This is a genomic window from Mesorhizobium sp. WSM4837 (genome assembly GCF_055811435.1).
Genome location: NZ_JBVVQE010000021.1, coordinates 73,284 through 98,536, shown reverse-complemented (window position 1 = coordinate 98,536; position 25,253 = coordinate 73,284). Strand labels below are relative to the sequence as shown.

The 25,253-nt window shown below is 63.0% G+C and carries 25 protein-coding genes; 24 read left to right on the top strand and 1 reads right to left on the bottom strand.

The window, feature by feature from the left end; all coding sequences use genetic code 11:
• Window positions 1–90: 90 nt before the first annotated feature.
• Complete coding sequence (locus tag AC0L3D_RS14985; RefSeq protein WP_473644782.1) at window positions 91–1,290, bottom strand: winged helix-turn-helix domain-containing protein; 1,200 nt, start codon at window positions 1,288–1,290, stop codon at window positions 91–93.
• Window positions 1,291–1,622: 332 nt separating this feature from the next.
• Between AC0L3D_RS14985 and AC0L3D_RS14980 the strand changes: the two genes are divergently transcribed.
• From AC0L3D_RS14980 to AC0L3D_RS14865, 24 genes are all read left to right on the top strand, one after another.
• A complete protein-coding gene (locus AC0L3D_RS14980; RefSeq protein ID WP_128166995.1) occupies window positions 1,623–1,988 on the top strand; it encodes an NADH-quinone oxidoreductase subunit A in 366 nt (121 codons plus the stop codon).
• A complete protein-coding gene (locus tag AC0L3D_RS14975) occupies window positions 1,979–2,560 on the top strand; it encodes a NuoB/complex I 20 kDa subunit family protein (protein WP_027156092.1) in 582 nt (193 codons plus the stop codon). Before AC0L3D_RS14980 ends, AC0L3D_RS14975 begins: the two co-directional genes overlap by 10 nt.
• Window positions 2,561–2,565: 5 nt before the next feature.
• Complete coding sequence (locus tag AC0L3D_RS14970) at window positions 2,566–3,168, top strand: NADH-quinone oxidoreductase subunit C (RefSeq protein ID WP_473644780.1); 603 nt, start codon at window positions 2,566–2,568, stop codon at window positions 3,166–3,168.
• Window positions 3,169–3,177: 9 nt separating this feature from the next.
• Complete coding sequence (locus AC0L3D_RS14965) at window positions 3,178–4,368, top strand: NADH-quinone oxidoreductase subunit D (RefSeq protein WP_128166991.1); 1,191 nt, start codon at window positions 3,178–3,180, stop codon at window positions 4,366–4,368.
• Window positions 4,369–5,700 carry an NADH-quinone oxidoreductase subunit E gene (locus AC0L3D_RS14960; protein ID WP_473644778.1) on the top strand — a complete coding sequence of 444 codons (1,332 nt, stop codon included), beginning with the start codon at window positions 4,369–4,371 and terminating at the stop codon, window positions 5,698–5,700.
• Between the two features lie 10 nt (window positions 5,701–5,710).
• The gene (gene nuoF / locus AC0L3D_RS14955) at window positions 5,711–7,015 is read left to right on the top strand and encodes an NADH-quinone oxidoreductase subunit NuoF (protein WP_027156088.1); all 1,305 of its coding nucleotides are present in this window, start codon (window positions 5,711–5,713) and stop codon (window positions 7,013–7,015) included.
• A 103-nt stretch (window positions 7,016–7,118) separates the two neighbouring features.
• Window positions 7,119–7,805 carry an NADH-ubiquinone dehydrogenase gene (locus tag AC0L3D_RS14950; RefSeq protein ID WP_473644776.1) on the top strand — a complete coding sequence of 229 codons (687 nt, stop codon included), beginning with the start codon at window positions 7,119–7,121 and terminating at the stop codon, window positions 7,803–7,805.
• 8 nt (window positions 7,806–7,813) lie between these two features.
• Window positions 7,814–8,125, top strand: a complete 312-nt coding sequence (locus AC0L3D_RS14945; RefSeq protein WP_128180400.1) for a pentapeptide repeat-containing protein — start codon at window positions 7,814–7,816, stop codon at window positions 8,123–8,125.
• Window positions 8,125–10,206: an NADH-quinone oxidoreductase subunit NuoG gene (gene nuoG / locus AC0L3D_RS14940; protein ID WP_473644774.1), complete on the top strand. Its 2,082-nt coding sequence runs from the start codon at window positions 8,125–8,127 to the stop codon at window positions 10,204–10,206. The genes AC0L3D_RS14945 and nuoG overlap by 1 nt, the downstream gene beginning before the upstream one ends.
• 1 nt (window position 10,207) lies before the next feature.
• Entirely contained in the window at window positions 10,208–11,251 is a 1,044-nt protein-coding gene (gene nuoH, locus AC0L3D_RS14935; protein WP_473644772.1) for an NADH-quinone oxidoreductase subunit NuoH, read from the top strand.
• Window positions 11,251–11,502: a hypothetical protein gene (locus AC0L3D_RS14930; RefSeq protein ID WP_091594332.1), complete on the top strand. Its 252-nt coding sequence runs from the start codon at window positions 11,251–11,253 to the stop codon at window positions 11,500–11,502. Before nuoH ends, AC0L3D_RS14930 begins: the two co-directional genes overlap by 1 nt.
• Window positions 11,499–11,990, top strand: a complete 492-nt coding sequence (gene nuoI / locus AC0L3D_RS14925; RefSeq protein WP_091594334.1) for an NADH-quinone oxidoreductase subunit NuoI — start codon at window positions 11,499–11,501, stop codon at window positions 11,988–11,990. The genes AC0L3D_RS14930 and nuoI overlap by 4 nt, the downstream gene beginning before the upstream one ends.
• 126 nt (window positions 11,991–12,116) lie before the next feature.
• Window positions 12,117–12,737: an NADH-quinone oxidoreductase subunit J gene (locus AC0L3D_RS14920; protein WP_023798862.1), complete on the top strand. Its 621-nt coding sequence runs from the start codon at window positions 12,117–12,119 to the stop codon at window positions 12,735–12,737.
• A gap of 1 nt (window position 12,738) precedes the next feature.
• Window positions 12,739–13,047, top strand: coding sequence for an NADH-quinone oxidoreductase subunit NuoK (nuoK, locus tag AC0L3D_RS14915; RefSeq protein ID WP_023798863.1), 309 nt, complete (start codon window positions 12,739–12,741; stop codon window positions 13,045–13,047).
• An 11-nt stretch (window positions 13,048–13,058) separates the two neighbouring features.
• Window positions 13,059–15,032, top strand: coding sequence for an NADH-quinone oxidoreductase subunit L (gene nuoL / locus AC0L3D_RS14910; RefSeq protein ID WP_473644770.1), 1,974 nt, complete (start codon window positions 13,059–13,061; stop codon window positions 15,030–15,032).
• On the top strand, window positions 15,032–16,537 hold the full coding sequence (locus AC0L3D_RS14905) for an NADH-quinone oxidoreductase subunit M (protein WP_473644768.1): 1,506 nt from the start codon (window positions 15,032–15,034) through the stop codon (window positions 16,535–16,537). Before nuoL ends, AC0L3D_RS14905 begins: the two co-directional genes overlap by 1 nt.
• Window positions 16,538–16,556: 19 nt before the next feature.
• Window positions 16,557–17,993, top strand: a complete 1,437-nt coding sequence (nuoN, locus tag AC0L3D_RS14900; RefSeq protein ID WP_473644767.1) for an NADH-quinone oxidoreductase subunit NuoN — start codon at window positions 16,557–16,559, stop codon at window positions 17,991–17,993.
• Between the two features lie 4 nt (window positions 17,994–17,997).
• The gene (locus AC0L3D_RS14895; protein WP_128173882.1) at window positions 17,998–18,819 is read left to right on the top strand and encodes a biotin--[acetyl-CoA-carboxylase] ligase; all 822 of its coding nucleotides are present in this window, start codon (window positions 17,998–18,000) and stop codon (window positions 18,817–18,819) included.
• A 116-nt stretch (window positions 18,820–18,935) separates the two neighbouring features.
• A complete protein-coding gene (locus AC0L3D_RS14890; protein ID WP_128173881.1) occupies window positions 18,936–20,606 on the top strand; it encodes a ribonuclease J in 1,671 nt (556 codons plus the stop codon).
• Between the two features lie 89 nt (window positions 20,607–20,695).
• Complete coding sequence (gene mce, locus AC0L3D_RS14885; protein WP_473644765.1) at window positions 20,696–21,100, top strand: methylmalonyl-CoA epimerase; 405 nt, start codon at window positions 20,696–20,698, stop codon at window positions 21,098–21,100.
• Window positions 21,097–21,381, top strand: a complete 285-nt coding sequence (locus AC0L3D_RS14880) for a DUF1467 family protein (protein ID WP_023798870.1) — start codon at window positions 21,097–21,099, stop codon at window positions 21,379–21,381. The genes mce and AC0L3D_RS14880 overlap by 4 nt, the downstream gene beginning before the upstream one ends.
• 562 nt (window positions 21,382–21,943) lie before the next feature.
• Entirely contained in the window at window positions 21,944–23,272 is a 1,329-nt protein-coding gene (proS, locus tag AC0L3D_RS14875; protein ID WP_473644763.1) for a proline--tRNA ligase, read from the top strand.
• Window positions 23,269–24,555 (top strand): lipoprotein-releasing ABC transporter permease subunit, encoded by a 1,287-nt coding sequence (locus tag AC0L3D_RS14870; RefSeq protein WP_473644761.1) that lies wholly within the window; start codon window positions 23,269–23,271, stop codon window positions 24,553–24,555. Before proS ends, AC0L3D_RS14870 begins: the two co-directional genes overlap by 4 nt.
• Entirely contained in the window at window positions 24,555–25,235 is a 681-nt protein-coding gene (locus AC0L3D_RS14865; RefSeq protein WP_036269595.1) for an ABC transporter ATP-binding protein, read from the top strand. The genes AC0L3D_RS14870 and AC0L3D_RS14865 overlap by 1 nt, the downstream gene beginning before the upstream one ends.
• Window positions 25,236–25,253: the final 18 nt, after the last annotated feature.

Below are 25,253 nucleotides of genomic sequence, written 5' to 3'. Positions count from 1 at the left end.
ACCATCGATGACAGCGTCCCTCTCCCCGTCTCTATACGGGGAGAGGATGCCGGCAGGCAGGTGAGGGGCGGCGCCGACATCGGCAATCCCTTACGAAACCGCGACATCCGCCAGCGCATGGCCCAGATCCCCCGCAGGCGTCACCTCGATGCGTTCGAGCCCGAGCCAGCCCTGCATCAGCTGCAATTCCTCAAAAAGTTCGGCGGCGGTTTGCGGCGGCGCGCCGGGTTCGGCATAGGCGGCATGGACGCGCAGCACGCCGGCCGGGCGGTCGGCCTTAAGGTCGATGCGCGCCACGATCCTTTCGCCGAGCAGGAACGGCAGCACATAATAGCCGTATTGGCGCTTTTCGGCAGGGGTGTAGATCTCGATGCGATAGTGGAAGTCGAACAGTCTTTCCGTACGCGTCCGTTCGAAGACAACCGGATCGAAGGGAGCGAGCAAGGCGCGCGCCTCGATCTTGCGCGGAAAACGAGCGTCCTTGTGAAGATAAGCGGGCTTGCTCCAGCCTTCGACGGTCACCGGCAAGAGGTCGCCGGCGTCGACCAGTTCCTCGATGCGGCCTTTGATGTCAGCGGGAGAGAGGCGAAAATAGTCGCGCAGGTCGCCTGCTGTCGCGACGCCGTGGGCGCGGGCGGAGATGCGCAGCAATTCGCGGTGCGCATCCTCAGGCGAGGGCACCGGCAGGGCAAGTATTTCCGGCGGCAGCACGCGCTGCGGCAGATCATAAAGCCGCTCGAAGCCGCGACGTGACGCCGTGGTGATGCGGCCGGCCCAGAACAGCCATTCGAAAGCGTGCTTGGCGTCGCTCCAGCCCCACCAGCCGCCGGAGCCTTTCTGGCCTTCCAGGGCGGAAGCGGCGATCGGGCCGCGTTCGACGACCTCGCGATAAATGTCTTCAATGTAGGCGGCGCGCTCGCGGCCCCACTTGGCCAGCCCGTTATACATTTCCTCGCCACGTTCGGCCCGTTCCATGCGCCAGCGCATCAGCGGATAGGTCTCGACCGGCAGAAAGGAGGCTTCGTGCGCCCAATATTCGAAGACTTTGCGCTTGCGCGTCACGGCGGCGTTGTCGAGCAGGGCGAGCGGGTAGGGGCCAAGCCGCGAATAGAGCGGCATATAATGGGCACGCACCACCGCGCTGACGGAATCGATCTGCAGCAGACCGGTCCGGCCAAGCACACGGGCCAGATGGCGGCGATCGGGCGTGCCGTTAGGGCGAGGATCGGCAAACCCCTGTGCGGCAAGCGCGATGCGCCGGGCCATGGCGAGCGAGATTTTTTCCTTCATGCAGACGGCACTCTGTCGGCGTTCGACCAAAGGTGGGAGAGGTGATTCCGCCATGCTAGCAGGGTTTTGGCGGTATCCATGTCAGGAGAGAAAAGTGGAGTAAAAACAGAAGGAAATCAAACAGGAGCGGATCGGACCAGTTTATCCGGATATGCCGTCGAGCACCGTGTTTTGAACAAGGTTTGACTTGCTTCGCCGAAAGCCCTGCGCTAACCCTCGCCGCGTTGCAGCATAGAGCCCCTAAAACGGTTCAGTGGTTAAACTGTCACGCTTCCGCAAGTGGGTCCGGTGCTGTAATCAGAGTGGATTGGCCGCCAACGGAAAGCTGCAGCATGAACGCATTGTTGAGTTCGTACCTGCCCATCGTCCTGTTCATCGGCGTGGCGCTGGTCGTCGGCCTGGCGCTGCTTGCAGCACCCTTCCTGGTGGCCTACCGCAATCCCGATCCGGAAAAGCTTTCCGCTTATGAATGCGGCTTCAACTCGTTTGACGATGCCCGCATGAAGTTCGACATCCGCTTCTACCTGGTGTCGATCCTGTTCATCATCTTCGATCTGGAAGTGGCCTTCCTGTTTCCGTGGGCAGTGTCTTTCGGCCAGATCGGCATGCTCGGCTTCTGGTCGATGATGGTGTTTCTGGCGGTGCTGACCATCGGCTTTGCCTATGAATGGAAGAAAGGAGCGCTGGAATGGGATTGAGCGACAATTCCGGCACGCTCGTCGCGCCGAAGCCAAAAGGCATTCTCGACCCCAGCACCGGAAAGCCGGTGGGGGCGAATGATCCCTTCTTCCTCGAGATCAACAACGAGCTTGCCGACAAGGGCTTTCTCGTCACCTCGACCGAGGCGCTGATCACCTGGGCGCGCAGCGGCTCGCTGATGTTCATGACCTTCGGTCTTGCCTGCTGCGCGGTCGAGATGATCCATACCTCGATGCCGCGCTATGACTCGGAGAGGTTCGGCGTTGCGCCGCGCGCTTCGCCGCGCCAGTCCGATATCATGATCGTCGCCGGCACGCTGACCAACAAGATGGCGCCGGCGCTGCGCAAGGTCTACGACCAGATGCCGGAGCCGCGCTACGTCATCTCGATGGGCTCCTGCGCCAATGGCGGCGGCTACTACCACTATTCCTATTCGGTGGTGCGCGGCTGCGATCGCGTCGTGCCGGTCGACATCTATGTGCCCGGCTGTCCGCCGAGCGCGGAAGCGCTGCTCTACGGCATCCTTCTGTTGCAAAAGAAGATCCGCCGCACCGGCACGATCGAGCGGTGAGCGGGATGATGAGCCTGAATGAACTCTCGACCTATCTCGGCGAGAAGCTGAGCGGCCGGATCGCCGATGCGGTGCTTGCCTATGGCGAACTCACCATCTCGGTCGAGCCGCAGGATCTGATCGAGGTTGTGAGCTTCCTGCGCGACGATCCAAAATGCCAGTTCATCTCGATCATCGACGTCTGCGGCGCCGATTATCCATCGCGGGCCAAGCGCTTCGATGTCGTCTATCACCTGCTGTCGCCGAAGCAGAATATTCGCATCCGCATCAAGGTCCAGGCCGACGAGGAGACGGTGGTGCCGTCGATCACCGGTGTGTTTCCGGGCGCTGACTGGTTCGAACGCGAGACCTACGATCTCTATGGCGTGCTGTTCTCGGGCCACCCCGATTTGCGCAGGATCCTGACCGACTACGGCTTCGAAGGTCATCCGCTGCGCAAGGATTTCCCGCTGACCGGTTTCGTCGAGGTGCGCTACGACGACGAGGCCAAGCGGGTCATCTACGAGCCGGTGGAATTGAAACAGGAATTCCGCAATTTCGATTTTCTCAGCCCTTGGGAGGGGACGGATTACGTCCTTCCAGGCGACGAAAAAGCCAAGACGAATTGAGACGCCAGAATGGCTGAAACCTCCGTCCGCAATTTTAACATCAACTTTGGACCTCAACACCCTGCAGCGCATGGTGTTTTGAGGCTGGTTCTTGAGTTGGACGGCGAAGTCGTCGATCGCGTCGATCCGCATATCGGGCTGTTGCATCGCGGCACCGAGAAGCTGATCGAAGCCAAGACCTATTTGCAGGCCGTGCCCTATCTCGACCGGCTCGACTATTGCGCGCCGATGAACCAGGAGCATGCCTTTGCGCTGGCCGCCGAGCGGTTGCTCGGCATCGAGGTGCCAAAGCGCGGCCAGCTGATCCGCGTGCTCTATTGCGAGATCGGCCGCATCATGTCGCACATCCTCAATGTGACGACACAGGCAATGGATGTCGGCGCGCTGACGCCGCCGCTATGGGGTTTTGTCGAGCGCGAAAAGCTGATGGTGTTTTATGAGCGGGCCAGCGGCTCGCGCATGCATGCCGCCTATTTCCGGCCCGGCGGCGTCCACCAGGACCTGCCGCAGCAGCTGGTCGAGGATATCGGCACGTGGATCGACCCGTTCCTGAAATCGCTCGACGACCTCGACGCGTTGCTCACCGGCAACCGCATCTTCAAGCAGCGCAATGTCGACATCGGCACCGTCTCGCTGGCCGACGCCTGGGCCTGGGGCTTTTCCGGCGTCATGGTGCGCGGCTCCGGTGTCGCTTGGGATCTGCGCAAGTCGCAGCCCTACGAATGCTATGCCGAGATGGATTTCGACATTCCGATCGGCAAGAACGGCGACTGCTACGACCGTTATCTCGTGCGCATGGAAGAGATGCGCCAGTCGGCGAAAATCATGCGCCAGTGCGTCGACCTGCTGCTCGGCAAGGAGGGCACGGGACCGGTGTCGAACCTCGACGGCAAGGTGGTGCCGCCGAAGCGCGCGGCGATGAAGCGCTCGATGGAAGCGCTGATCCATCACTTCAAGCTCTACACCGAGGGCTATCGCGTGCCGGCCGGCGAGGTCTATGCGGCGGTGGAAGCGCCGAAAGGCGAGTTTGGCGTCTACCTGGTCTCGGACGGCACCAACAAGCCCTATCGCTGCAAGCTGCGCGCGCCCGGCTTCGCGCATCTGCAAGCCATGGACTTTTTGTGCCGCGGCCACATGCTGGCCGACGTCACCGCCGTTCTCGGCTCCCTCGACATCGTGTTTGGTGAGGTCGATCGATAAATGTCAGTCCGCCGTCTCGCAGAAGCCAGCCTCCAGCCAGCCTCCTTCGCCTTCAACCGGGCGAATGCGGCGGCGGCGAAGCAATGGATCAACAAATATCCGAAGGGCCGCGAGCAGTCGGCGATCATCCCGTTGCTGATGCTTGCGCAGGAGCAGGAAGGCTGGGTGACCAAGGCTGCGATCGAGACGATCTCCGACATGCTCGGCATGCCCTACATCAGAGGGCTCGAAGTCGCGACCTTCTACACGCAGTACCAGCTCAATCCGGTCGGCACCCGCGCGCATATCCAGGTCTGTGGCACCACGCCCTGCATGCTGCGCGGCTCGGAAGCGCTGATGGACGTGTGCCGTTCGAAAATCCATCACGACCAGTTCCACACCAACGACAAGGGCACGCTGTCGTGGGAAGAGGTCGAATGCCTTGGCGCCTGCGTCAACGCGCCGATGGTGATGATTTTCAAGGACACTTTCGAGGATCTGACGCCGGAGCGGCTTGCCGAGATCATCGACCTCTATGATGCCGGCAAGGGCGCCTCGGTGAAGCCGGGGCCGCAGAACGGCCGCATCACCTCCGAGCCGATCACCGGCCTGACGACGCTGAAGAGCGAAAAGGCAATCCTGAAGACCACCCGCGACAGGGAAGCCAAGGCGGCTGCCAAGGCCGCCAGGGCGGCTGCACCAGCGGCAATTGTCGCTACGCCAGCGGCTCCGGCCGTACAGGCACCGGCGGCCCCCGTTGCGCCGTCGAAAGCCAGCAAGCCGAAGACCGATGCGCCCGAAACCAGCCCGGCGCTGGAGACGCCTTCCCCGGCAAAGGTCGCACCGGAGACGGAAAAGGCGGCGAGCGTCAGAGCACCGCGGCATTCGGCGGCCAATGCCAACAAGGCCGCGCCGCAAGTCGAAAAAGTTTTGAAACAGCGCAGCGGTCCCAAGACCAAGGCTGAGCCGACGGCTGCTTTCAAGGCGCCGGAGTTGAAGGAAGCGCCGATCGGCGCTGCCGGCAAAAAACCCGTCAAGACGACCAGTGCCAAGACGGGCAAACCTTCGCTCGAGGACAAGAACCGTCCGGCCGGCATCGCCAGGCCGGCATTGGTCGACGATCTCAAGCTGATCTCGGGCGTCGGCCCGAATATCGAAGGCACCCTGCATTCACTTGGTATCTTCACCTACGCGCAAGTCGCGTCTTGGAAGAAGGCCGAGCGCGAGTGGGTCGATGGCTATCTCGGTTTCCACGGCCGCATCGAGCGCGAAGACTGGGTCAAGCAGGCCAAGGCGCTGGCCAAGGGCGGGGTCGCCGAATATATCCGCGTTTTCGGCAAGAAACCGGTCTGAGGGACGAACAATGCTTCAGGACAGAGACCGCATCTTCAACAACATCTACGGCCGCTTCGACAAGTCGCTGGCCGGTGCGATGGCGCGCGGCGCCTGGGACAACACGCCCGGCATCATCGCCAAGGGGCGCGACTGGATCGTCAACGAGATGAAGGCGTCAGGCCTGCGCGGCCGCGGCGGCGCCGGCTTCCCGACCGGGCTGAAGTGGTCGTTCATGCCCAAGCAGAGCGACGGCCGGCCGAGCTATCTCGTCGTCAACGCCGACGAATCCGAGCCCGGCACCTGCAAGGACCGCGATATATTGCGCCACGATCCGCATACGCTGGTCGAGGGCTGCCTGATCGCCGGCTTCGCCATGGGCGCGATCGCCGCCTACATCTATGTGCGCGGCGAGTTCATCCGCGAGCGCGAGGCGCTGCAGCGCGCCATCGACGAGGCCTATGCGGCCAAGCTGATCGGCAAGAACAACACGTCCGGCTACGATTTCGACATCTACATGCATCATGGCGCCGGCGCCTATATCTGCGGCGAGGAAACGGCGCTGCTCGAAAGCCTCGAAGGCAAGAAGGGCCAGCCGCGGCTGAAGCCGCCGTTTCCGGCCAATGTCGGCCTCTATGGCTGCCCGACGACGGTCAACAATGTCGAGTCCATCGCGGTGGCGCCGACCATTTTGCGGCGTGGCGCTGCCTGGTTCTCGTCCATTGGCCGGCCCAACAATGTCGGCACCAAGCTGTTCTGCGTTTCGGGCCACGTCAACACGCCGTGCACCGTCGAAGAGGCGATGTCGATCCCGTTCCGCGAGCTGATCGAGACGCATTGCGGCGGCATTCGCGGCGGCTGGGACAATCTGCTGGCGGTCATTCCGGGCGGCGCTTCGGTGCCGCTGGTGCCGGCGGAGCAGATCATCGATGCGCCGATGGATTTCGATGCGCTGCGCGACCTGAAATCGGGTCTCGGCACGGCGGCTGTCATCGTCATGGACAAATCGACCGATATCGTGAAGGCGATCGCCCGGCTTTCCTACTTCTACAAGCACGAGAGCTGCGGCCAGTGCACACCGTGCCGCGAAGGCACCGGCTGGATGTGGCGGGTGATGGAGCGGCTGGTGCGCGGCGAGGCGCAGAAGCGCGAGATCGACATGCTGCTCGACGTGACCAAACAGGTCGAAGGCCACACGATCTGCGCGCTGGGCGATGCGGCGGCGTGGCCGATCCAGGGCCTGATGCGGCATTTCCGCGGCGAGGTGGAGCGGCGTATCGACGAGTTTTCGCGCAATGCGCACCGGGCAGAGCCGGTGATGGTGGCGGCGGAATAGAGAAGAATTTGAAGCGGGCGATTGCCCGATCTGAAGTACGGGCAAGAGCCCGATCTGAGGAAACAGGCCGGGGCATACGGAAGAAACGACCAGGAGACTACCTATGTCGCTGAATTCGAGACCCGAACATTTGATGCCAGATTTGGACCCGTTCGAGAAGATGAACCAGGACCTGACCAGGATGATGCCGATGGCCAGCGCCGTCAATCTCCTGGCGCACCCTGTCGCGGGTGCGGCAGCGATGTCGGCGCTCGGCATCGGGCTTGCCAATCATGCCTTTGGGTTGTGGATGGGCGTGCTCTCGGGCGCCGCCGAGGCCTCGCAGCGGCTCTTGCAGCCGATCGTCGACGATTTCGATGCCAGGGTAGAACGCTTTTCGCAGACAGGGACAAACTCCTCGACCAAGGCGCGCGCGGCGACGAAAACCTTGATCGCCGAGGCGCAGTCCTTCGCCAGGAACGTGAATGACATAGCCGCGAACAGCATGGATGATGCACGCAGCGTGGTGGATGCGGCTGCCGCACCGGCCGGGTTGATGCCGGAGGATTTCAAGCAGCCCAAGGCAATGGATCGTCCGGAAAACCCGGCAGACCTCAAGGCAATATCGGGCATCGGGCCGAAGCTGGAACAGGTGCTGAACGGCTTGGGCATCTGGACCTACGGCCAGATCGCGACATGGACGCCGGAAGAGATCGCCTGGGTCGACGATTATCTGTCGTTCAAGGGCCGCATCGGTCGCGACAACTGGCTTGGCCAGGCAGCGGCGCTGGCCGCAAAGGCCGAGAGGTAGGCGACGCGATGGAGGTCCACGACAGGCGCGATGTTCTCGACGTGCGCAACGCCATCGTCAGCAATTCCAGTTTCGATGACGTCAACATGTCGAACACCCGGTTTCACGACGTCAACCTGTCGGCGGCCAGGATCCACCGCACCAACCTGAGCAACACCAAGGTGGAAGACGCCAATCTTTCGAACGCGTATTTCACCAACGTAAACATGAGCAACGTGAAGATAGAAAACGCGCAGGTTGCGGGCATGATGATCAACGGCATCAGCCTTGAAGACCTGTTCCAGGCATATGAGACGGCGAAGACCGCCGGGGGCAATTGATGGCAAAGCTCAAGGTCGACGGGAAAGAGATTACTGTACCCGACCACTACACGCTGCTGCAGGCAGCCGAGGACGCCGGCGCCGAAGTGCCGCGCTTCTGCTTCCATGAGCGGCTGTCGATCGCCGGCAATTGTCGCATGTGCCTGATCGAGGTGAAGGGTGGGCCGCCCAAGCCGCAGGCGTCCTGCGCCATGGGCGTGCGCGATCTGCGTCCGGGGCCAAATGGCGAAACGCCGGAAATTTTCACCAACACGCCGATGGTCAAGAAGGCCCGGGAAGGCGTGATGGAATTCCTGCTGATCAACCATCCGCTCGATTGCCCGATCTGCGACCAGGGCGGCGAGTGCGACCTGCAGGATCAGGCGATGGCGTTCGGCGTCGATTCCTCGCGCTATCACGAGAACAAGCGGGCGGTCGAAGACAAGTATATCGGGCCGCTGGTCAAGACGATCATGAACCGCTGCATCCATTGCACGCGCTGCGTCCGCTTCACCACCGAAATTGCCGGCATTTCCGAGCTCGGCCTGATCGGCCGCGGCGAGGACGCCGAAATCACCACCTATCTCGAAAGCGCGATGACATCGGAACTGCAGGGCAACGTCATCGACCTTTGCCCGGTCGGCGCGCTGACCTCCAAGCCCTACGCCTTCCAGGCGCGGCCGTGGGAACTGACCAAGACCGAATCCATCGACGTGATGGACGCAGTCGGCTCGGCGATCCGCGTCGATTCCAGAGGCCGCGAGGTGATGCGCATCCTGCCGCGCACCAACGAGGCGGTGAACGAGGAGTGGATTTCCGACAAGACCCGCTTCATCTGGGACGGCTTGCGCACCCAGCGCCTCGACCGGCCATATGTCCGCAAGAACGGCAAGCTGGCCCCGGCAAGCTGGGCCGAGGCTTTTTCCGCGATCAAGGAAGCGGTGTCGAGCACCGCGCCTGACAAGATCGGCGCCATATCAGGCGATCTCGCCGCCGTCGAGGAGATCTATGCGCTGAAGCTGCTGATGGCCTCGCTCGGCTCGAAGAACACCGACTGCCGCCAGGATGGCGCCGCGCTCGATCCGTCGCTCGGCCGGGCAAGCTATCTCTTCAACCCGACCATCGAGGGCATCGAGCAGGCCGACGCGGTGCTGATCATCGGCGCCAATCCGCGCTTCGAGGCGTCCTTGCTCAACGCCCGCATCCGCAAGCGCTGGCGGCTCGGCAACCTGCCGGTCGGCGTCATCGGCGATGTCGGCGATACGCGCTACGACTATGAGCAGCTCGGCGCCGGACCGGAATCGCTGAAGGATTTGGCCGACGGCAACGGCAAATTCTTCCAGGTGCTGAAGCAGGCGACGCATCCGCTTGTCATCGTCGGTCAGGGCGCGCTGTCGCGCTCGGACGGCGCGGCCGTGCTCGGCCAGGCGGCGAAGCTCAGCCTGGCCGTCAATGCCGCGAGAGCCGACTGGAACGGCTTTGCCGTGCTGCACACTGCGGCGGCGCGTATCGGCGGTCTCGATGTCGGCTTCGTGCCGGGCGAGGGCGGCAAGAACGTCGCCGGCATGCTGGGCGATATGGAGGTGCTGTTCCTGCTCGGCGCCGACGAGATCGACATGACCAGGACCGGCGGCGCCTTCGTCGTCTATATCGGCACGCATGGCGACCACGGCGCGCACCGCGCCGACGTCATCCTGCCGGGCGCCGCCTATACCGAAAAATCGGGCACCTACGTCAACACCGAGGGCCGGGTGCAGCAGACCAACCGCGCCGGCTTCGCGCCGGGCGATGCGCGCGAGGACTGGGCGATCCTGCGGGCGCTGTCGGATGTGCTGGGCAAGAGATTGTCGTTCGATTCGCTGCCGCAGCTGCGTGCAAAGCTTTATGGCGAATACCCGCATCTTGCCCGCATCGACCAGGTCGCGGCCGGCAATGCCGACGATATCGCCAAGGTGGCGAAGCTTGGCGGGCGGCTTGGCAAGGGCAGCTTCACCTCGCCGGTCAAGGATTTCTACCTGACCAACCCGATCGCGCGGGCTTCCGCAGTGATGGCGGAGTGCTCGGCGCTGGCGAAAAACGGTTTTAGGCAGGCGGCGGAATAGCATGGACACCTTCTTCTCCTTCTACGTGCTGCCGGCGCTGCTCATCCTGCTGAAGTCGGTCGTGCTGATCGTCGTGCTGTTGATCTTCGTCGCCTACATCCTGTACGCGGACCGCAAGATCTGGGCGGCGGTGCAGTTGCGCCGCGGCCCGAACGTCGTCGGCCCATGGGGCACGCTGCAGGCTTTCGCCGACCTTCTGAAGTTCGTGTTCAAGGAGCCGGTGATTCCGTCCGGCGCCAACAAGGGCGTTTTTCTGCTGGCGCCCTTGGTTTCGGCGGTGCTGGCGATCTCGGCCTGGGCAGTGATCCCGGTCAACGAGGGCTGGGCGATCGCCAACGTCAATGTCGGCATCCTCTACGTCTTCGCCATCTCCTCGCTCGAGGTCTATGGTGTGATCATGGGCGGCTGGGCGTCCAATTCGAAATATCCGTTCCTCGGCGCGCTGCGCTCGGCGGCGCAGATGGTGTCCTACGAGGTCTCGATCGGCTTCGTCATCGTCACAGTGCTGCTTTGCGTCGGCTCGCTCAACCTGTCCGACATCGTGCTGTCGCAGGCGGACGGGCTGGGAACTCGGGTTGGCCTGCCCAACACCTTCCTCGATTGGCATTGGCTGTCGCTGTTCCCGATGTTCGTCATCTTCTTCATCTCGGCGCTGGCCGAAACCAACCGCCCGCCCTTCGACCTTGTGGAAGCCGAATCGGAACTCGTCGCCGGCCATATGGTCGAATATTCGTCGACGCCGTTCCTGCTGTTCTTCCTCGGCGAATATGTCGCCATCGTGCTGATGTGCGCGCTGGCCACCATCCTGTTCCTCGGCGGCTGGCTGCCTCCGTTCGACTTCGCTCCCTTCACCTGGGTGCCGGGGCTGGTCTGGTTCGTGCTCAAGGTCTGCCTGGTGTTCTTCATGATCTCGATGGTGAAGGCTTTTGTGCCGCGCTACCGCTACGACCAGCTGATGCGGCTCGGCTGGAAGGTCTTCCTGCCGATCTCGCTGGCGATGGTGGTGATTGTCGCCGCGTTCCTCAAGATCACGGGGTTTGCGTGATGGGCGATCCGGCAATCCTGGTGCTTGGCGCCGCTGCTGGCGCCTTGGTGGCATGGCTGACGTCTGTTTTCGCGTTGCCGACTGCGCTGCACATGTTTGGGCGTTCAAAAGGGCTCGGCCTGCCCGTTTCCGTCGAGGAAAAGCAAATGCGCGAGCATTTGATCCGTAGACTCTACCTTGTGGTTTCTCCGCTTGCGTGTGGCGTCATGGGCGCCGCGGTCGCGTTGCAAATGTTTGGGGGTGCTGAATGAGCACGCTGTATCAAGCCGCAAAATCGCTGCTGCTGCAGGATTTCGTCAGCGCGTTCTTCCTGTCGATGCGCCAGTTCTTCGCGCCGAAGGAGACGATCAACTATCCGCACGAAAAGGGGCCGACCAGCCCGCGCTTTCGCGGCGAGCATGCGCTGCGCCGCTATCCGAACGGCGAGGAACGCTGCATCGCCTGCAAATTGTGCGAGGCGATCTGCCCGGCGCAGGCGATCACCATCGAGGCCGGCCCGCGCCGCAATGACGGCACCCGCCGCACCGTGCGCTACGACATCGATATGGTGAAGTGCATCTATTGCGGCTTCTGCCAGGAAGCCTGCCCGGTCGACGCAATCGTCGAGGGACCGAATTTCGAGTTCGCGACCGAGACGCGCGAGGAACTTTATTACGACAAGGACAAGCTCTTGGCCAATGGCGACCGCTGGGAGCGCGAACTGGCGCGCAACATCTCGCTGGACGCGCCGTACCGCTGACATTTGACGCATGGACGGGGCGAGAGGCCTCGTTTAAGGAACACGCGGCTTCGGCACCGGAGGCGGAGCCAAGCCACACACCGAACAGGACGAACGTCCTGTTCGGACAGGAACCCGGGGGAACCCATGCTGAATGGACTAGAGGCGGCCTTTTTCTACCTCTTCGCCTTTGTCGCGGTGGCGTCGGCGTTCATGGTCATTTCGGCGCGTAATCCCGTGCATTCTGTGCTGTTCCTGATCCTGACCTTCTTCAATGCCGCTGGCCTGTTCATGCTGACCGGCGCCGAGTTCCTGGCGATGATCCTGCTCGTCGTCTATGTCGGCGCGGTCATGGTGCTGTTCCTGTTCGTCGTCATGATGCTCGACGTCGATTTCGCCGAGATGAAGGAAGGCGCCCTGCAATACGCGCCGATCGGCGCGCTGGTCGGGCTGATCCTGGCGGCTGAGCTGATCGTCGTGCTTGGCGGCTATACGTTCGCGCCGCAACTGGCGGCGACGGTTGCAAAACCCACTCCGGACCTTGCCGCCCGCTCGAACACGGCAGCGCTCGGCGACATCCTCTATACCGACTACCTCTATTATTTCCAGATTGCCGGCCTTGTGCTGCTGGTCGCCATGATCGGCGCCATCGTGCTGACGCTGCGCCACAAGCCGGGCATCAAGCGGCAGTCGATCGCCGCCCAGGTCGGCCGCACGCCGGCAACGGGAATGGAAATCCGCAAGGTCAAGACGGGCGAAGGAATCTGAGATGGTCGTCGGCATCGCACATTATCTGACCGTATCGGCGATCCTGTTCACGCTCGGCGTGTTCGGCATTTTTCTCAACCGCAGGAACATCATCGTCATCCTGATGTCGATCGAGCTGATCCTGCTTGCGGTCAACATCAATTTCGTCGCCTTCTCGGCAGCGCTAGGCGATCTCGTCGGACAGGTGTTCGCGCTGTTCGTGCTGACGGTCGCAGCGGCTGAAGCGGCGATCGGCCTCGCCATTCTCGTCGTCTTCTTCCGCAACCGCGGCTCGATCGCGGTCGAAGACGTGAACATGATGAAGGGTTGACGGAAACCACCATGTATCAGGCCATCGTCTTCCTTCCTCTGCTCGGCTTCCTGATCGTCGGCCTGTTCGGCACGTCGCTCGGCGCCAAGGCGTCCGAATACATCACCTCCGGCTTCCTGGTGATATCAGCCGTGCTGTCGTGGGTCGCCTTCTTCGCCGTCGGCTTCGGCGAGGGCGAGGTGTTCACCGTGCCGGTGCTGCGCTGGATCCAGTCGGGCGGGTTGGAAGCCGCATGGGCACTGCGCATCGACACGCTGACGGTGGTGATGCTGGTCGTCGTCAACACGGTGTCGGCGCTGGTCCACATCTACTCCATCGGCTACATGCATCACGACCCGAACCGGCCGCGCTTCTTCGCCTATCTGTCGCTGTTCACCTTCGCCATGCTGATGCTGGTGACGGCCGACAACCTCGTGCAGATGTTCTTCGGCTGGGAAGGCGTCGGCCTCGCCTCCTATCTGCTGATCGGCTTCTGGTACAAGAAGCCGTCGGCCAATGCCGCCGCGATCAAGGCCTTCGTCGTCAACCGCGTCGGCGATTTCGGTTTCGCGCTCGGCATCTTCGGCGTGTTCGTGCTGTTCGGCTCGGTCAATCTCGGCACCATCTTCGCCAATGCGGCGACGTTCATTCCGGCCGAAGGCGCGCCGGAGGGCGCTGCCGTGCTGACCTTCCTCGGCTATGCGCTCGACAAGCAGGCTGCGATGACCGTCGTCTGCCTCTTGCTGTTCATGGGCGCCATGGGCAAGTCGGCGCAGGTGCCGCTGCACACCTGGCTGCCGGACGCCATGGAAGGCCCGACGCCGGTCTCGGCGCTCATCCATGCCGCCACCATGGTGACGGCCGGCGTGTTCATGCTGGCGCGGCTGTCGCCGCTGTTCGAGCTGTCGCATTCGGCGCTGATCGTGGTCACCTTCATCGGCGCTTTCACCGCCTTCTTCGCGGCGACCGTCGGCCTCGTCCAGAACGACATCAAGCGCGTCATCGCCTATTCGACCTGCTCGCAGCTCGGCTACATGTTCGTGGCGCTCGGCGTCGGCGCCTATGGCGCGGCGATCTTCCATCTGTTCACGCATGCCTTCTTCAAGGCGCTGCTGTTTCTTGGCTCCGGCTCGGTGATCCACGCCGTCTCCGATGAACAGGACATGCGCAGGATGGGCGGCCTCAGAACGCTCATTCCGAAGACCTACTGGATGATGGTGATCGGCACGCTGGCGCTGACCGGCGTCGGCATTCCGGTGACGGTCATCGGCACCGCCGGCTTCTTCTCCAAGGACGCGATCATCGAAAGCGCCTTTGCCGCGCACAATCCGGTCGCCGGCCTTGCCTTCGTGCTGCTGGTCGTCGCTGCCTGCTTCACCAGCTTCTATTCCTGGCGGCTGATCTTCATGACCTTCCACGGCCAGCCGCGGGCGAGCCACGAGGTTATGCACCATGTCCATGAATCGCCGCCGGTCATGCTGGTGCCGCTGTACATCCTGGCGGCGGGCGCGCTGTTCGCCGGCGTGATCTTCCATGGCGCCTTCATCGGCGAGGGCTATGCCGAGTTCTGGAAGGCGTCGCTGTTCACGCTGCCGGACAACCACATCCTGCACGACATCCACGAAGTGCCGTTTTGGGTGAAGCTGTCGCCGTTCGTCGCCATGCTGATCGGCTTTGCGATTGCCTGGCAATTCTACATCCGCGCGCCGGAGATGCCGAAGAACCTGGCGGCGCAGCATCGCGGGCTCTACGCCTTCCTGCTCAACAAGTGGTATTTCGACGAGCTCTTCGATTTCCTGTTCGTGCGGCCGGCAAAACGCCTCGGCCACTTCCTGTGGAAGACCGGTGACGGCACCGTGATCGACGGACTTGGTCCTGACGGGGTTTCGGCGCGCGTCGTCGACGTCACCAACCGGGTCGTCAAACTGCAGACCGGCTACCTCTATCACTATGCCTTCGCCATGCTGATCGGCGTTGCCGCATTCGTCACCTGGATGATGCTCTGATGACCGCCTGGCCGATCCTCTCGCTGGTCACCTTCCTGCCGCTGGTTGGTGTGCTGTTCATTCTGCTGATCAACGACGACAGCGAGAATGCCCGCCGCAACATCCGCGCCATAGCGTTGTGGACGACTGGTATCACCTTCATCATCTCGCTGTTCATCTGGACCGGCTTCGACAATGCGGAGCCCGGCTTCCAGTTCGTCGAGAAGTTTGCCTGGCTGGATTCCGGCATCTCCTACCATATCGGCGTCGACGGCATCTCCATGCTGTTCGTCATCCTGACCACCTTCCTGATGCCGCTCTGCATCCTGGCTTCGTGGGAATCAATCGAGAAGCGCGTCAAGGCCTACATGATCGCCTTCCTGCTGCTGGAGACGCTGATGATCGGCGTGTTCTGCGCGCTCGACATCGTCTTGTTCTACGTCTTCTTCGAGGCCGGCCTGATCCCGATGTTCATCATCATCGGCGTGTGGGGCGGCAAGCGGCGCGTCTACGCCTCGTTCAAGTTCTTTCTCTATACGCTGGCCGGCTCGGTGCTGATGCTGCTTGCCATCATGGCGATGTTCTTCCAGTCCGGCACCACCGACATCCCGACGCTCCTGACGCACAACTTCCCGGCCTCCATGCAGACCTGGCTATGGCTCGCCTTCTTCGCGTCTTTCGCCGTGAAGATGCCGATGTGGCCGGTGCACACCTGGCTGCCGGACGCGCATGTCGAGGCGCCGACGGCCGGTTCGGTGATCCTGGCCGCCATCCTGCTTAAGATGGGCGGATATGGCTTCCTGCGCTTCTCCCTGCCGATGTTTCCGATCGCCTCGGAGATGTTTGCGCCGCTGGTCTTCGCGCTGTCCGTCGTCGCCATCATCTACACCTCGCTGGTGGCGCTGATGCAGGAGGACATGAAGAAGCTGATCGCCTATTCGTCGGTCGCCCATATGGGCTTCGTCACCATGGGCATCTTCGCGATGAACCAGGAAGGCGTCCAGGGGGCGATCTTCCAGATGCTGTCGCACGGCCTGGTCTCCGGCGCGCTGTTCCTGTGCGTCGGCGTCATCTACGACCGCATGCACACGCGCGACATCGACGCCTATGGCGGGCTGGTCAACAACATGCCGAAATACGCCACCGTGTTCATGATCTTCACCATGGCCAATGTCGGCCTGCCCGGCACCAGCGGCTTCGTCGGCGAGTTCCTGACCATGCTCGGCGTGTTCCGGGTCAACACCTGGGTGGCGTTCTTCGCCGCCACCGGCGTCATCCTGTCGGCGGCCTATGCGCTGTGGCTGTATCGCCGGGTGATCTTCGGCGCGCTGACCAAGGACAGCCTGAAAGGCCTGCTCGACCTGTCGACGCGCGAGAAGGTGATCATCTACCCGCTGGCCGTGCTGGTCATCTTCTTCGGCGTCTACCCGGCGCCGGTCTTCGACGCGACCGCCGCATCGGTCAAGGCGCTCGTCACCAATGTCACCGCATCCATCGACACCGCGCAGACCGCGGCGGCGAACTGACCCGAGAGGTTTGCGAACCATGACGCCGGACCTTCTCTCCAGCCTGTCGCTGTCGACGCCAGAGCTGATCCTCGCCGTCGGCGCCCTGGCGCTGCTGATGCTCGGCGCCTATTCGCGCGCCAACACCACCACCACGGTCAGCGGCCTTGCCGTCGCCGTCCTGGTGGTTGCCGGCCTCTGGACGATCCTTTCCACCGGGCAGGGCAACGCTTACGGCGAAGCCTTCGTCCAGGATCCCTTCGCCCGCTTCATGAAGGTGCTGGCGCTGATCGGGTCGGCGGTGACGCTGGTCATGTCGATGCGCTTCGCCAAGGCGGAGCATTTCGACAAGTTCGAGTATCCGGTGCTGATCCTGCTGTGCACGCTCGGCATGATGCTGATGATCTCTGCCAACGGCATGATCGGGCTTTATCTCGGCCTCGAACTGCAGTCGCTGGCGATCTACGTGCTGGCGGCGATCAACCGGGACAATCTGCGCTCGACCGAGGCGGGACTCAAGTACTTCGTACTTGGGGCGCTGTCGTCGGGCATGCTGCTCTACGGCATCAGCCTCGTCTACGGCTACACCGGCAACACCGGCTTCCAGGAGATCGCCGCAGCACTTGGCGGCGGCGAGCGGCAGCTTGGCCTGGTCTTCGGCCTGGTCTTCGTGCTGGCCGGCCTTGCCTTCAAGATATCGGCGGTGCCGTTCCACATGTGGACGCCCGACGTCTATGAAGGCGCGCCGACGCCGGTGACGGCCTTCCTCGCTGCGGCGCCGAAGATGGCGGCGATGGCGCTGATCGTGCGCGTCACCATGGACGCCTTCCAGCCGATCGCCGCCGACTGGCAGCAGATCATCGTCTTCATCTCGATCGCCTCGATGCTGCTCGGCGCCTTTGCGGCTATCGGCCAGACCAACATCAAGCGGCTGATGGCCTATTCCTCGATCGGCCATATGGGCTACGCCCTGGTCGGCCTCGCCGCCAACAGCCAGGCCGGCGTGCGCGGCGTCGCCATCTACATGCTGATCTATCTGGTGATGACGCTCGGCACCTTCGCCTTCATCCTCGCCATGCGGCGCAAGGAAGGCAATGTCGAACAGATCGGCGATCTCGCCGGGCTGTCATCGACCAATCCGATCATGGCGACGATCCTGACCATCCTGATGTTCTCGCTGGCCGGCATTCCGCCGCTCGCCGGCTTCTGGGGGAAATGGTACGTGTTCCTTGCCGCCATCCACGCCAACCTCTACGCGCTGGCGATCATCGGCGTGCTGGCCTCGGTGGTGGGCGCTTATTATTATCTGCGGATCATCAAGATCATGTGGTTCGACGAACCGGTCGGCGGCTTCGTGCCGATGGCGACCGAGCTTCGCATCGTGCTTGGCGTCTGCGGCGCCTTCGTGCTGTTCTATGTGCTGATCGGCGGGCCGATCGGCACCTATGCCGAAGCCGCCGCCAAGACATTCTTCTGACGGGATGGCGTTTCGGCTGGCTCCAACAGCGGCCTCGGAAGGGTTCCGGCTCGAGGCACATGACACGGTCGGTTCGACCAATGCGCTGGCGCTCGACCGTGCGCGGGCGGGAGATCCGGGCAAGCTCTGGGTCGTTTCGAAAAAACAGGAAAGCGGGCGTGGCCGGCGCGGCCGGGTCTGGGCGACGCCCGAGGGCAATCTGGCGGCGACCCTGCTGGTGGTCACCAATGCCGAGCTTCGCTTGGCCGCGACGCTCGGCTTCGTCGCCGGGCTGGCGCTGGCCGATGCGCTCGACGCCGTCGTGCCGAAGGGCAGGATCGCAATCGGCCTCGACGGCGGCAGCGATGGAAAAAACCGTTTCGAGCTGAAATGGCCGAACGATGTGCTTGCCTCCGGCGCCAAGCTTGCCGGCATCCTGCTGGAATCGGCGATACTCGAAGGCGATCGCTTTGCGGTGGCGGTCGGCATCGGTGTCAATGTGGTGGCATACCCCAAGGATTTGCCTTATCCCGCGACATCGCTTGGCGCGCTGGGCGCTGCTTGCGATGCCGAGACATTGTTTCTGGCGCTGTCGGATGCCTGGAGCGAGAATGCGCGGCTGTGGAACGATGGGCGCGGGCTGGCCGCCGTCAGGCGGCGCTGGCTGGCGCGTGCGGCAGGGCTTGGCGGGCAGGTTGCTGTCAGAATTGACGGTAATGTGGTGCGCGGCACGTTCGAGACCATTGACGAGGACTGCCGTTTCGTGATCCGCGACGATGAGGGTTCGGTTCTGACGATCGCCGCCGGCGACGTGCATTTCGGTGCGGTCGCGTCGGCCCAGGTTTGACAGGCCCCCAGGTTTGGCAGGCCAAGGTTTTGACAGGCCAAGTTTTTTACGGGCTCAGGTTTGACTGGCCCCAGAGTTTGACGGGCTTGGGTTGACCGGCCAGGAAAGGAATGATCATGGCGACAGCGGAAAACGCCGAACTCGTCTTCGTGCCGCTTGGCGGCGTCGGCGAGATCGGCATGAACTTCGCCCTCTATGGCTACGGGCCGGCCAATGCGCGCGACTGGATCGTCGTCGATGTCGGCGTGACCTTTCCCGATGCCAGCCTGCCTGGCGTCGACCTGGTGCTGCCTGACACGCGCTTCATCGAGGAGAACATCGCCAATCTGCGTGGCATCGTCATCACGCACGCGCATGAGGACCACTACGGCGCGCTGCTCGACACATGGCCGAAGCTCAAGGCGCCGGTCTGGATGACGCCGTTCGGCGCTGGATTGCTGGAAGCCAAGCGGCAGGGCGAGCAGGGCGCACCAAAGATCCCGGTGACGATCTACCGCGCCGGTGAAAAGTTCAGCGTCGGCCCGTTCGAGATCGAGGCCATCCCGGTCGCGCATTCGATTCCCGAGCCGATGTCGCTGGCGATCACCTCGCCGGCCGGCACCGTCATCCACACCGGTGATTGGAAGATCGATCCGGCGCCGACGATTGGTCCGCTGACCGACGAGGCGCGCTTTCGCGCCTATGGCGACAAGGGCGTGCTGGCGTTGATCTGTGATTCCACCAATGCGCTGCGGGAAGGGGTGTCGCCGTCGGAAGTCGCGGTTGGCGAGGGCCTCAAGGGCGTCATCCAGAGCGCCAAGGGCCGCGTTGCGGTCACCACCTTTTCCTCCAATGTCGGACGCATCGTCTCCATTGCCAAGGCGGCACGCGATGCCGGCCGGCAGTGCCTGGTGCTCGGCCGCTCGCTGAAGCGGGTCATCGATGTTGCCGGCGAACTCGGCTACATGGATGGGCTGCCCGAATTCATCGCCGAGGAGGACTTTGGCTTCATCCCGCGCGAAAACCTCGTCATCATCTGCACCGGCAGCCAGGGCGAGCCGCTTGCGGCGCTGGCGAAACTGTCGCGCGAGGAGATGAAATCGGTGTCGCTGACGGCAGGCGATACGGTGGTGTTTTCCTCGCGTACCATTCCCGGCAACGAGAAGGGTATCCTTGAGATCAAGAACCGTCTGATCGATCTCGGTGTCAAGATCATCGAGGACGGTGATGCGCTGGTGCATGTCTCGGGCCATCCGCGCCGCAGCGAGCTGCGCAAGATGTATGAATGGGTGCGGCCGCAGATCGGCGTTCCCGTGCATGGCGAGGCGGCGCATCTGGTGGCGCAGGGATCGCTGATGTCGGTGTCCGGCATCGGCCAGGTGGCGCAGGTGCGCAACGGCGACATGCTGCGGCTCTATCCCGGTGCGGCGGCGATCATCGACCAGGTGCCGTTCGGCCGCATCTACAAGGACGGCAGGCTGATCGGCACCGACCAGGCGATGGGCATTCGCGACCGGCGCAAGCTGTCTTTCGCCGGCCATGTCGCGGTCAATGTCGTGCTCGACGACAAATATGAGCTCGCCGGCGATCCCGATCTGGTCGCCATCGGCGTCGCCGAGGCCGATGGCCGCGGCGAGAGCCTGGAGGACCTGATGATCGATGCGGCAATCGGCGCCGTGGACTCCATCCCCCGTCAGCGCCGAAGAGATCTCGACCTCGTGCAGGAGGCAGTGCGCCGCGCCGTCCGTGGCGCCGCCAATGAAGCCTGGGGCAAGAAGCCGCTGGTGACGGTGTTCGTCACAAGGTAAGGGAATAGGGGAGTAGGGCAGTACGGCAGTAGGGGGAGAAAGTCGTTTTTCCCTACTCCCATATTGCCTTACTGCCCTGAGGAAAACCAATGCTTGGACGCCTGAACCATGTCGCGCTTGCCGTGCCGGATCTGGCTGCGGCGACAGCGGCTTATCGCGACACGCTCGGCGCCCGGGTGACCGCGCCGCAGGCGCTGCCGGAGCATGGCGTGACGGTGGTGTTCGTCGATGTCGGCAATACCAAGATCGAATTGCTGGAGCCGCTTGGTGAGGGTTCGCCGATCGCGGCATTCCTCGAGAAGAACCCAACGGGCGGCATGCATCATCTGTGCTATGAGGTCGACGACATTCTTGCCGCGCGAGATCACCTCAAGGCCAGCGGCGCCCGTGTCCTCGGCGACGGCAACCCGAAGACCGGCGCGCATGGCAAGCCGGTGCTGTTCCTGCATCCCAAGGATTTCTTCGGCACGCTGGTCGAACTGGAGCAAGCATGAGCTGGGTTTCATTTCTCGCCCTGTTCTTCATCACATGGTGGGTGGTGCTGTTCGCCATCCTGCCGTTCAGCCTGAGGACGCAGGACGAGGATGAGGACGTGACGCTGGGCACGGTATCCAGCGCGCCGCGCGGACCGCATATGCTGCGCGCGGTGCTGCGGACGACGATCGTCACGCTGGTTCTACTTGGCATCTTTTATGGCATGACGCGGGGGCTCGGCCTCGGCATCGACGACATCCCGCACATCGTGCCGGATTTCAGCCGGAGTCCCGAAAACTAGACCGCCGGGTACGGCTGGCCACATCTTGCATGCGAGCACCAATCCGGGCTGGAAGCCGATGCAGGTTCCGAACCGGCTGTGCTGGCGCCAGGTAAAGCGGTTTAGCAATTTGTCGTGCTAACCAAATGATTGCACAAAAAAAATGCAAGGCACGAGGCCTTGCAATTAAACGCGTCCGATCTGTTTCCGGTATCCGGCGGCAGCGAGTAACCGCGCCTAGATCGCATCCTCCCAAGACTTTGACCGCGTAGGAGAGCAGATTTCTTTCCGCCCTCTCGTTTATCGGCGCACATTAGACCAAGCCGGGTGAAAATGTCACGCAGAATTTTGCCCGGAAATAAGCAATCTCGTGCTGCACTGCACAATAGTATGGCAGGCGTTGCTTGCGAAACGACCAGCAAGGCGAACGCGGCACTGCGGCGCCTTTGCGACGCCCCATCGGGCGCCCAGTTGGCGCGGGGGCGGGTTTCCATTCCGTCATGAAATGGCTATGAAGCCGGGGCAAGCAAGCCTGCGCTGCGCCGATTCCGGTGCGGCAATCCTCTCTCTCACGGACCGGTCCATGCGTTTGTCGCGCTATTTCCTGCCTATCCTTAAAGAAAATCCGCGCGAGGCCGAAATCGTCTCGCACCGGCTGATGCTGCGCGCCGGCATGATCCGCCAGCAGGGGCAAGGCAGTTTTTCCTGGCTGCCGCTCGGCAAGAGGGTGCTGGACAAGGTCTGCCGGATCGTTCGCGAGGAGCAGGACCGGGCCGGCGCGCTTGAGATCCTGATGCCGACCATCCAGTCGGCCGAGCTGTGGCGCGAAAGCGGCCGCTATGACGATTATGGCAAGGAGATGCTGCGCATCAAGGACCGGCAGGATCGGGACATGCTCTATGGACCGACCAACGAGGAGGTGGTCACCGAGATTTTCCGCGCCTATGTGAAGTCCTACAAGGATCTGCCGCTCAATCTCTATCACATCCAGTGGAAATTCCGCGACGAGGTGCGGCCGCGCTTCGGCGTCATGCGCAGCAGAGAGTTCCTGATGAAGGACGCCTATTCCTTCGATCTCGACTTCGAAAGCGCCAGGGCGGCCTATAACAGGATGTTCGTGTCCTATCTCAGGACGTTCACGCGCATGGGGCTGCAGGCAATCCCGATGCGTGCCGATACCGGGCCGATCGGCGGCGACCTCAGCCACGAATTCATCATCCTGGCCGAAACCGGCGAGAGCCAGGTCTATTGCCATCGCGACTATCTCGCACTTGATGTGCCGGGGGCGGACACGGACTTCTCCAACGATGCCGAGATCGGCGACATCGTCAAGAAATGGACGACGCCTTATGCGGCGACCGACGAGATGCACGACGAGGCGGCGTGGGAGAAGGTCGCGACAAGCGACCGGGTCTCGGCGCGCGGCATCGAGGTCGGCCATATCTTCCATTTCGGCGACAAATATTCGAAGCCGATGGGCGCCAAGGTGACCGGGCCCGACGGCAAGGATCATTTTGCTTCCGGAGGTTCCTACGGCATCGGCCCGACGCGGCTGGTCGCGGCGATCATCGAGGCCAGCCACGACGACAACGGCATCATCTGGCCGGAGGCGGTGGCGCCTTTCGACGTCGGCCTGATCAATATGAAAGCCGGCGACGCCGACTGCGACCGCATCTGCGATGAACTCTATGCAGCGTTTGTCGCCGTCGGCAAGGACGTGCTTTACGACGACACCGATCAGCGGCCGGGCGGCAAGTTCGCCACAGCCGACCTGATCGGGCTGCCGTGGCAGGTGATCGTCGGGCCGCGCGGCGTGGCCGCCGGCGAGGTCGAGATCAAGAACCGCAGGAACGGCGAGCGTGAGACGCTGCCGATCGAAGACGTGAAGAAACGCTTCGGTTTTGCCGGATGAGTGGAGCGGCAGCAGCTAAACCCATGGCCGCCGGAGCTTTTTCCGTGTTTGAACGCATGGTCGCGTGGCGCTATCTGCGCTCGCGCCGCAAGGAGACGGTGATCTCCGTCATTGCCTCGATCTCGTTCCTCGGCATCATGCTGGGCGTCGCCACGCTGATCGTCGTGATGGCTGTCATGAACGGCTTTCGCGCCGAGCTTCTGACGCGCATCCTCGGCGTCAACGGCCATCTGATCGTGCAGCCGCTCGACATGCCGCTGGAGGACTATGCGCAGATCGCCGGCCGCATCAACGGCGTGCCCGGCGTCCAATACGCCATTCCGCTGATCGACGGCCAGGTGCTGGCGCAAGGCAATGTTGGCGGCGGGTCGGGGGCGCTGGTGCGCGGCATACGCGGCGAGGACCTGGGCAAGATTTCAATCGTCGCCAACAATATCCAGCAGGGCTCGATCGCCGGCTTCGACACAGGCGAGGGCGTCGCCATCGGCAGCCGCATGGCCGACAATCTTGGTCTTGTGCTCGGCGACACCATCACGCTTATCGCCCCCGACGGCGATGTCACGCCGCTCGGCACGACACCGCGCATGAAGGGTTACCCGATCACGGCGATCTTCGAGGTCGGCATGTCGGAATATGACAGCTCCATCGTCTACATGCCGTTTTCGGAAGCGCAGCTCTATTTCAACATGGATGGCCGGGCCCAGGCGATCGAGATCTATGTCGACAATCCCGACAATGTCGAGGCGCTGAAGCCGAAGGTCGAGGAGGCATCGCAGCGGCCGATAACCATGGTCGACTGGCGAGAACGAAACCGGACATTCTTCGATGCGCTGCAAGTGGAGCGCAACGTCATGTTCATGATCCTGACGCTGATCGTGCTGGTTGCCGCGCTCAACATCATTTCGGGGCTGATCATGCTGGTCAAGGACAAGGGCCACGATATCGCCATCCTGCGCACCATGGGCGCCACGCGCGGCGCGATCCTGCGCATCTTCCTGATGACGGGGGCGGCGATAGGCGTGGTGGGCACCCTCGCCGGCGTCCTGCTCGGCGTCGTCATCTGCCTGAACGTCGAGCGCATTCGCCAGTTCTTCTCCTGGCTGGCCGGCGAAAGGCTGTTCAATCCCGAGCTCTATTTCCTGAGCCAGTTGCCTGCCCGCATGGACGCCAGCGAGACGATCTCGGTGGTGCTGATGGCGCTGGTGCTGTCGTTCCTGGCGACGCTGTTTCCGGCATGGCGCGCGGCCAGGCTCGATCCGGTCGAAGCGCTGAGGTACGAATGATGGCCGATGCCATTATCGAGCTGAAGAGCGTCGAGCGGCATTATGTCCAGGGGCCGCGCAAGCTGACCATCCTCAACGGCGCCGATTTTTCGTTGAAGCGCGGGGAGATCGTGGCGCTGGTGGCGCCTTCGGGCACCGGCAAATCGACGCTGTTGCACACCGCCGGACTGCTGGAGCGGCCGGACGCCGGCGATGTCATTCTGGCCGGCCGCGCCTGCGGGCGGCTTTCCGACGACGAGCGAACGGCGATCCGCCGCAACGATGTCGGCTTCGTCTATCAGTTCCATCACCTGCTGCCCGAGTTCACGGCGCTGGAAAACATCATGATGCCGCAACTGATAAAAGGGCTGACGCGCAAGGAGGCTGCCGAGCGGTCGGCGCAACTGCTCGACTACATGCAGATCGGCAAACGCGCGCAGCACCGGCCGTCCGAACTGTCCGGCGGCGAGCAACAGCGCGTCGCCATCGCCCGCGCCGTCGCCAATGCGCCGCTGGTGCTGCTGGCCGACGAGCCGACCGGCAACCTCGACCCGGTCACCGCCTCCTATGTGTTCGAGGCACTGGGGGCGCTGGTCCGGCAATCGGGCCTGGCGGCGCTGATCGCCACCCACAATCACGAGCTTGCCTCGCGCATGGACCGTCGCGTCACGCTCGCCGACGGCAAGGTTGTTCCGCTCTAGGTGTGCTGTCTGGCTGCA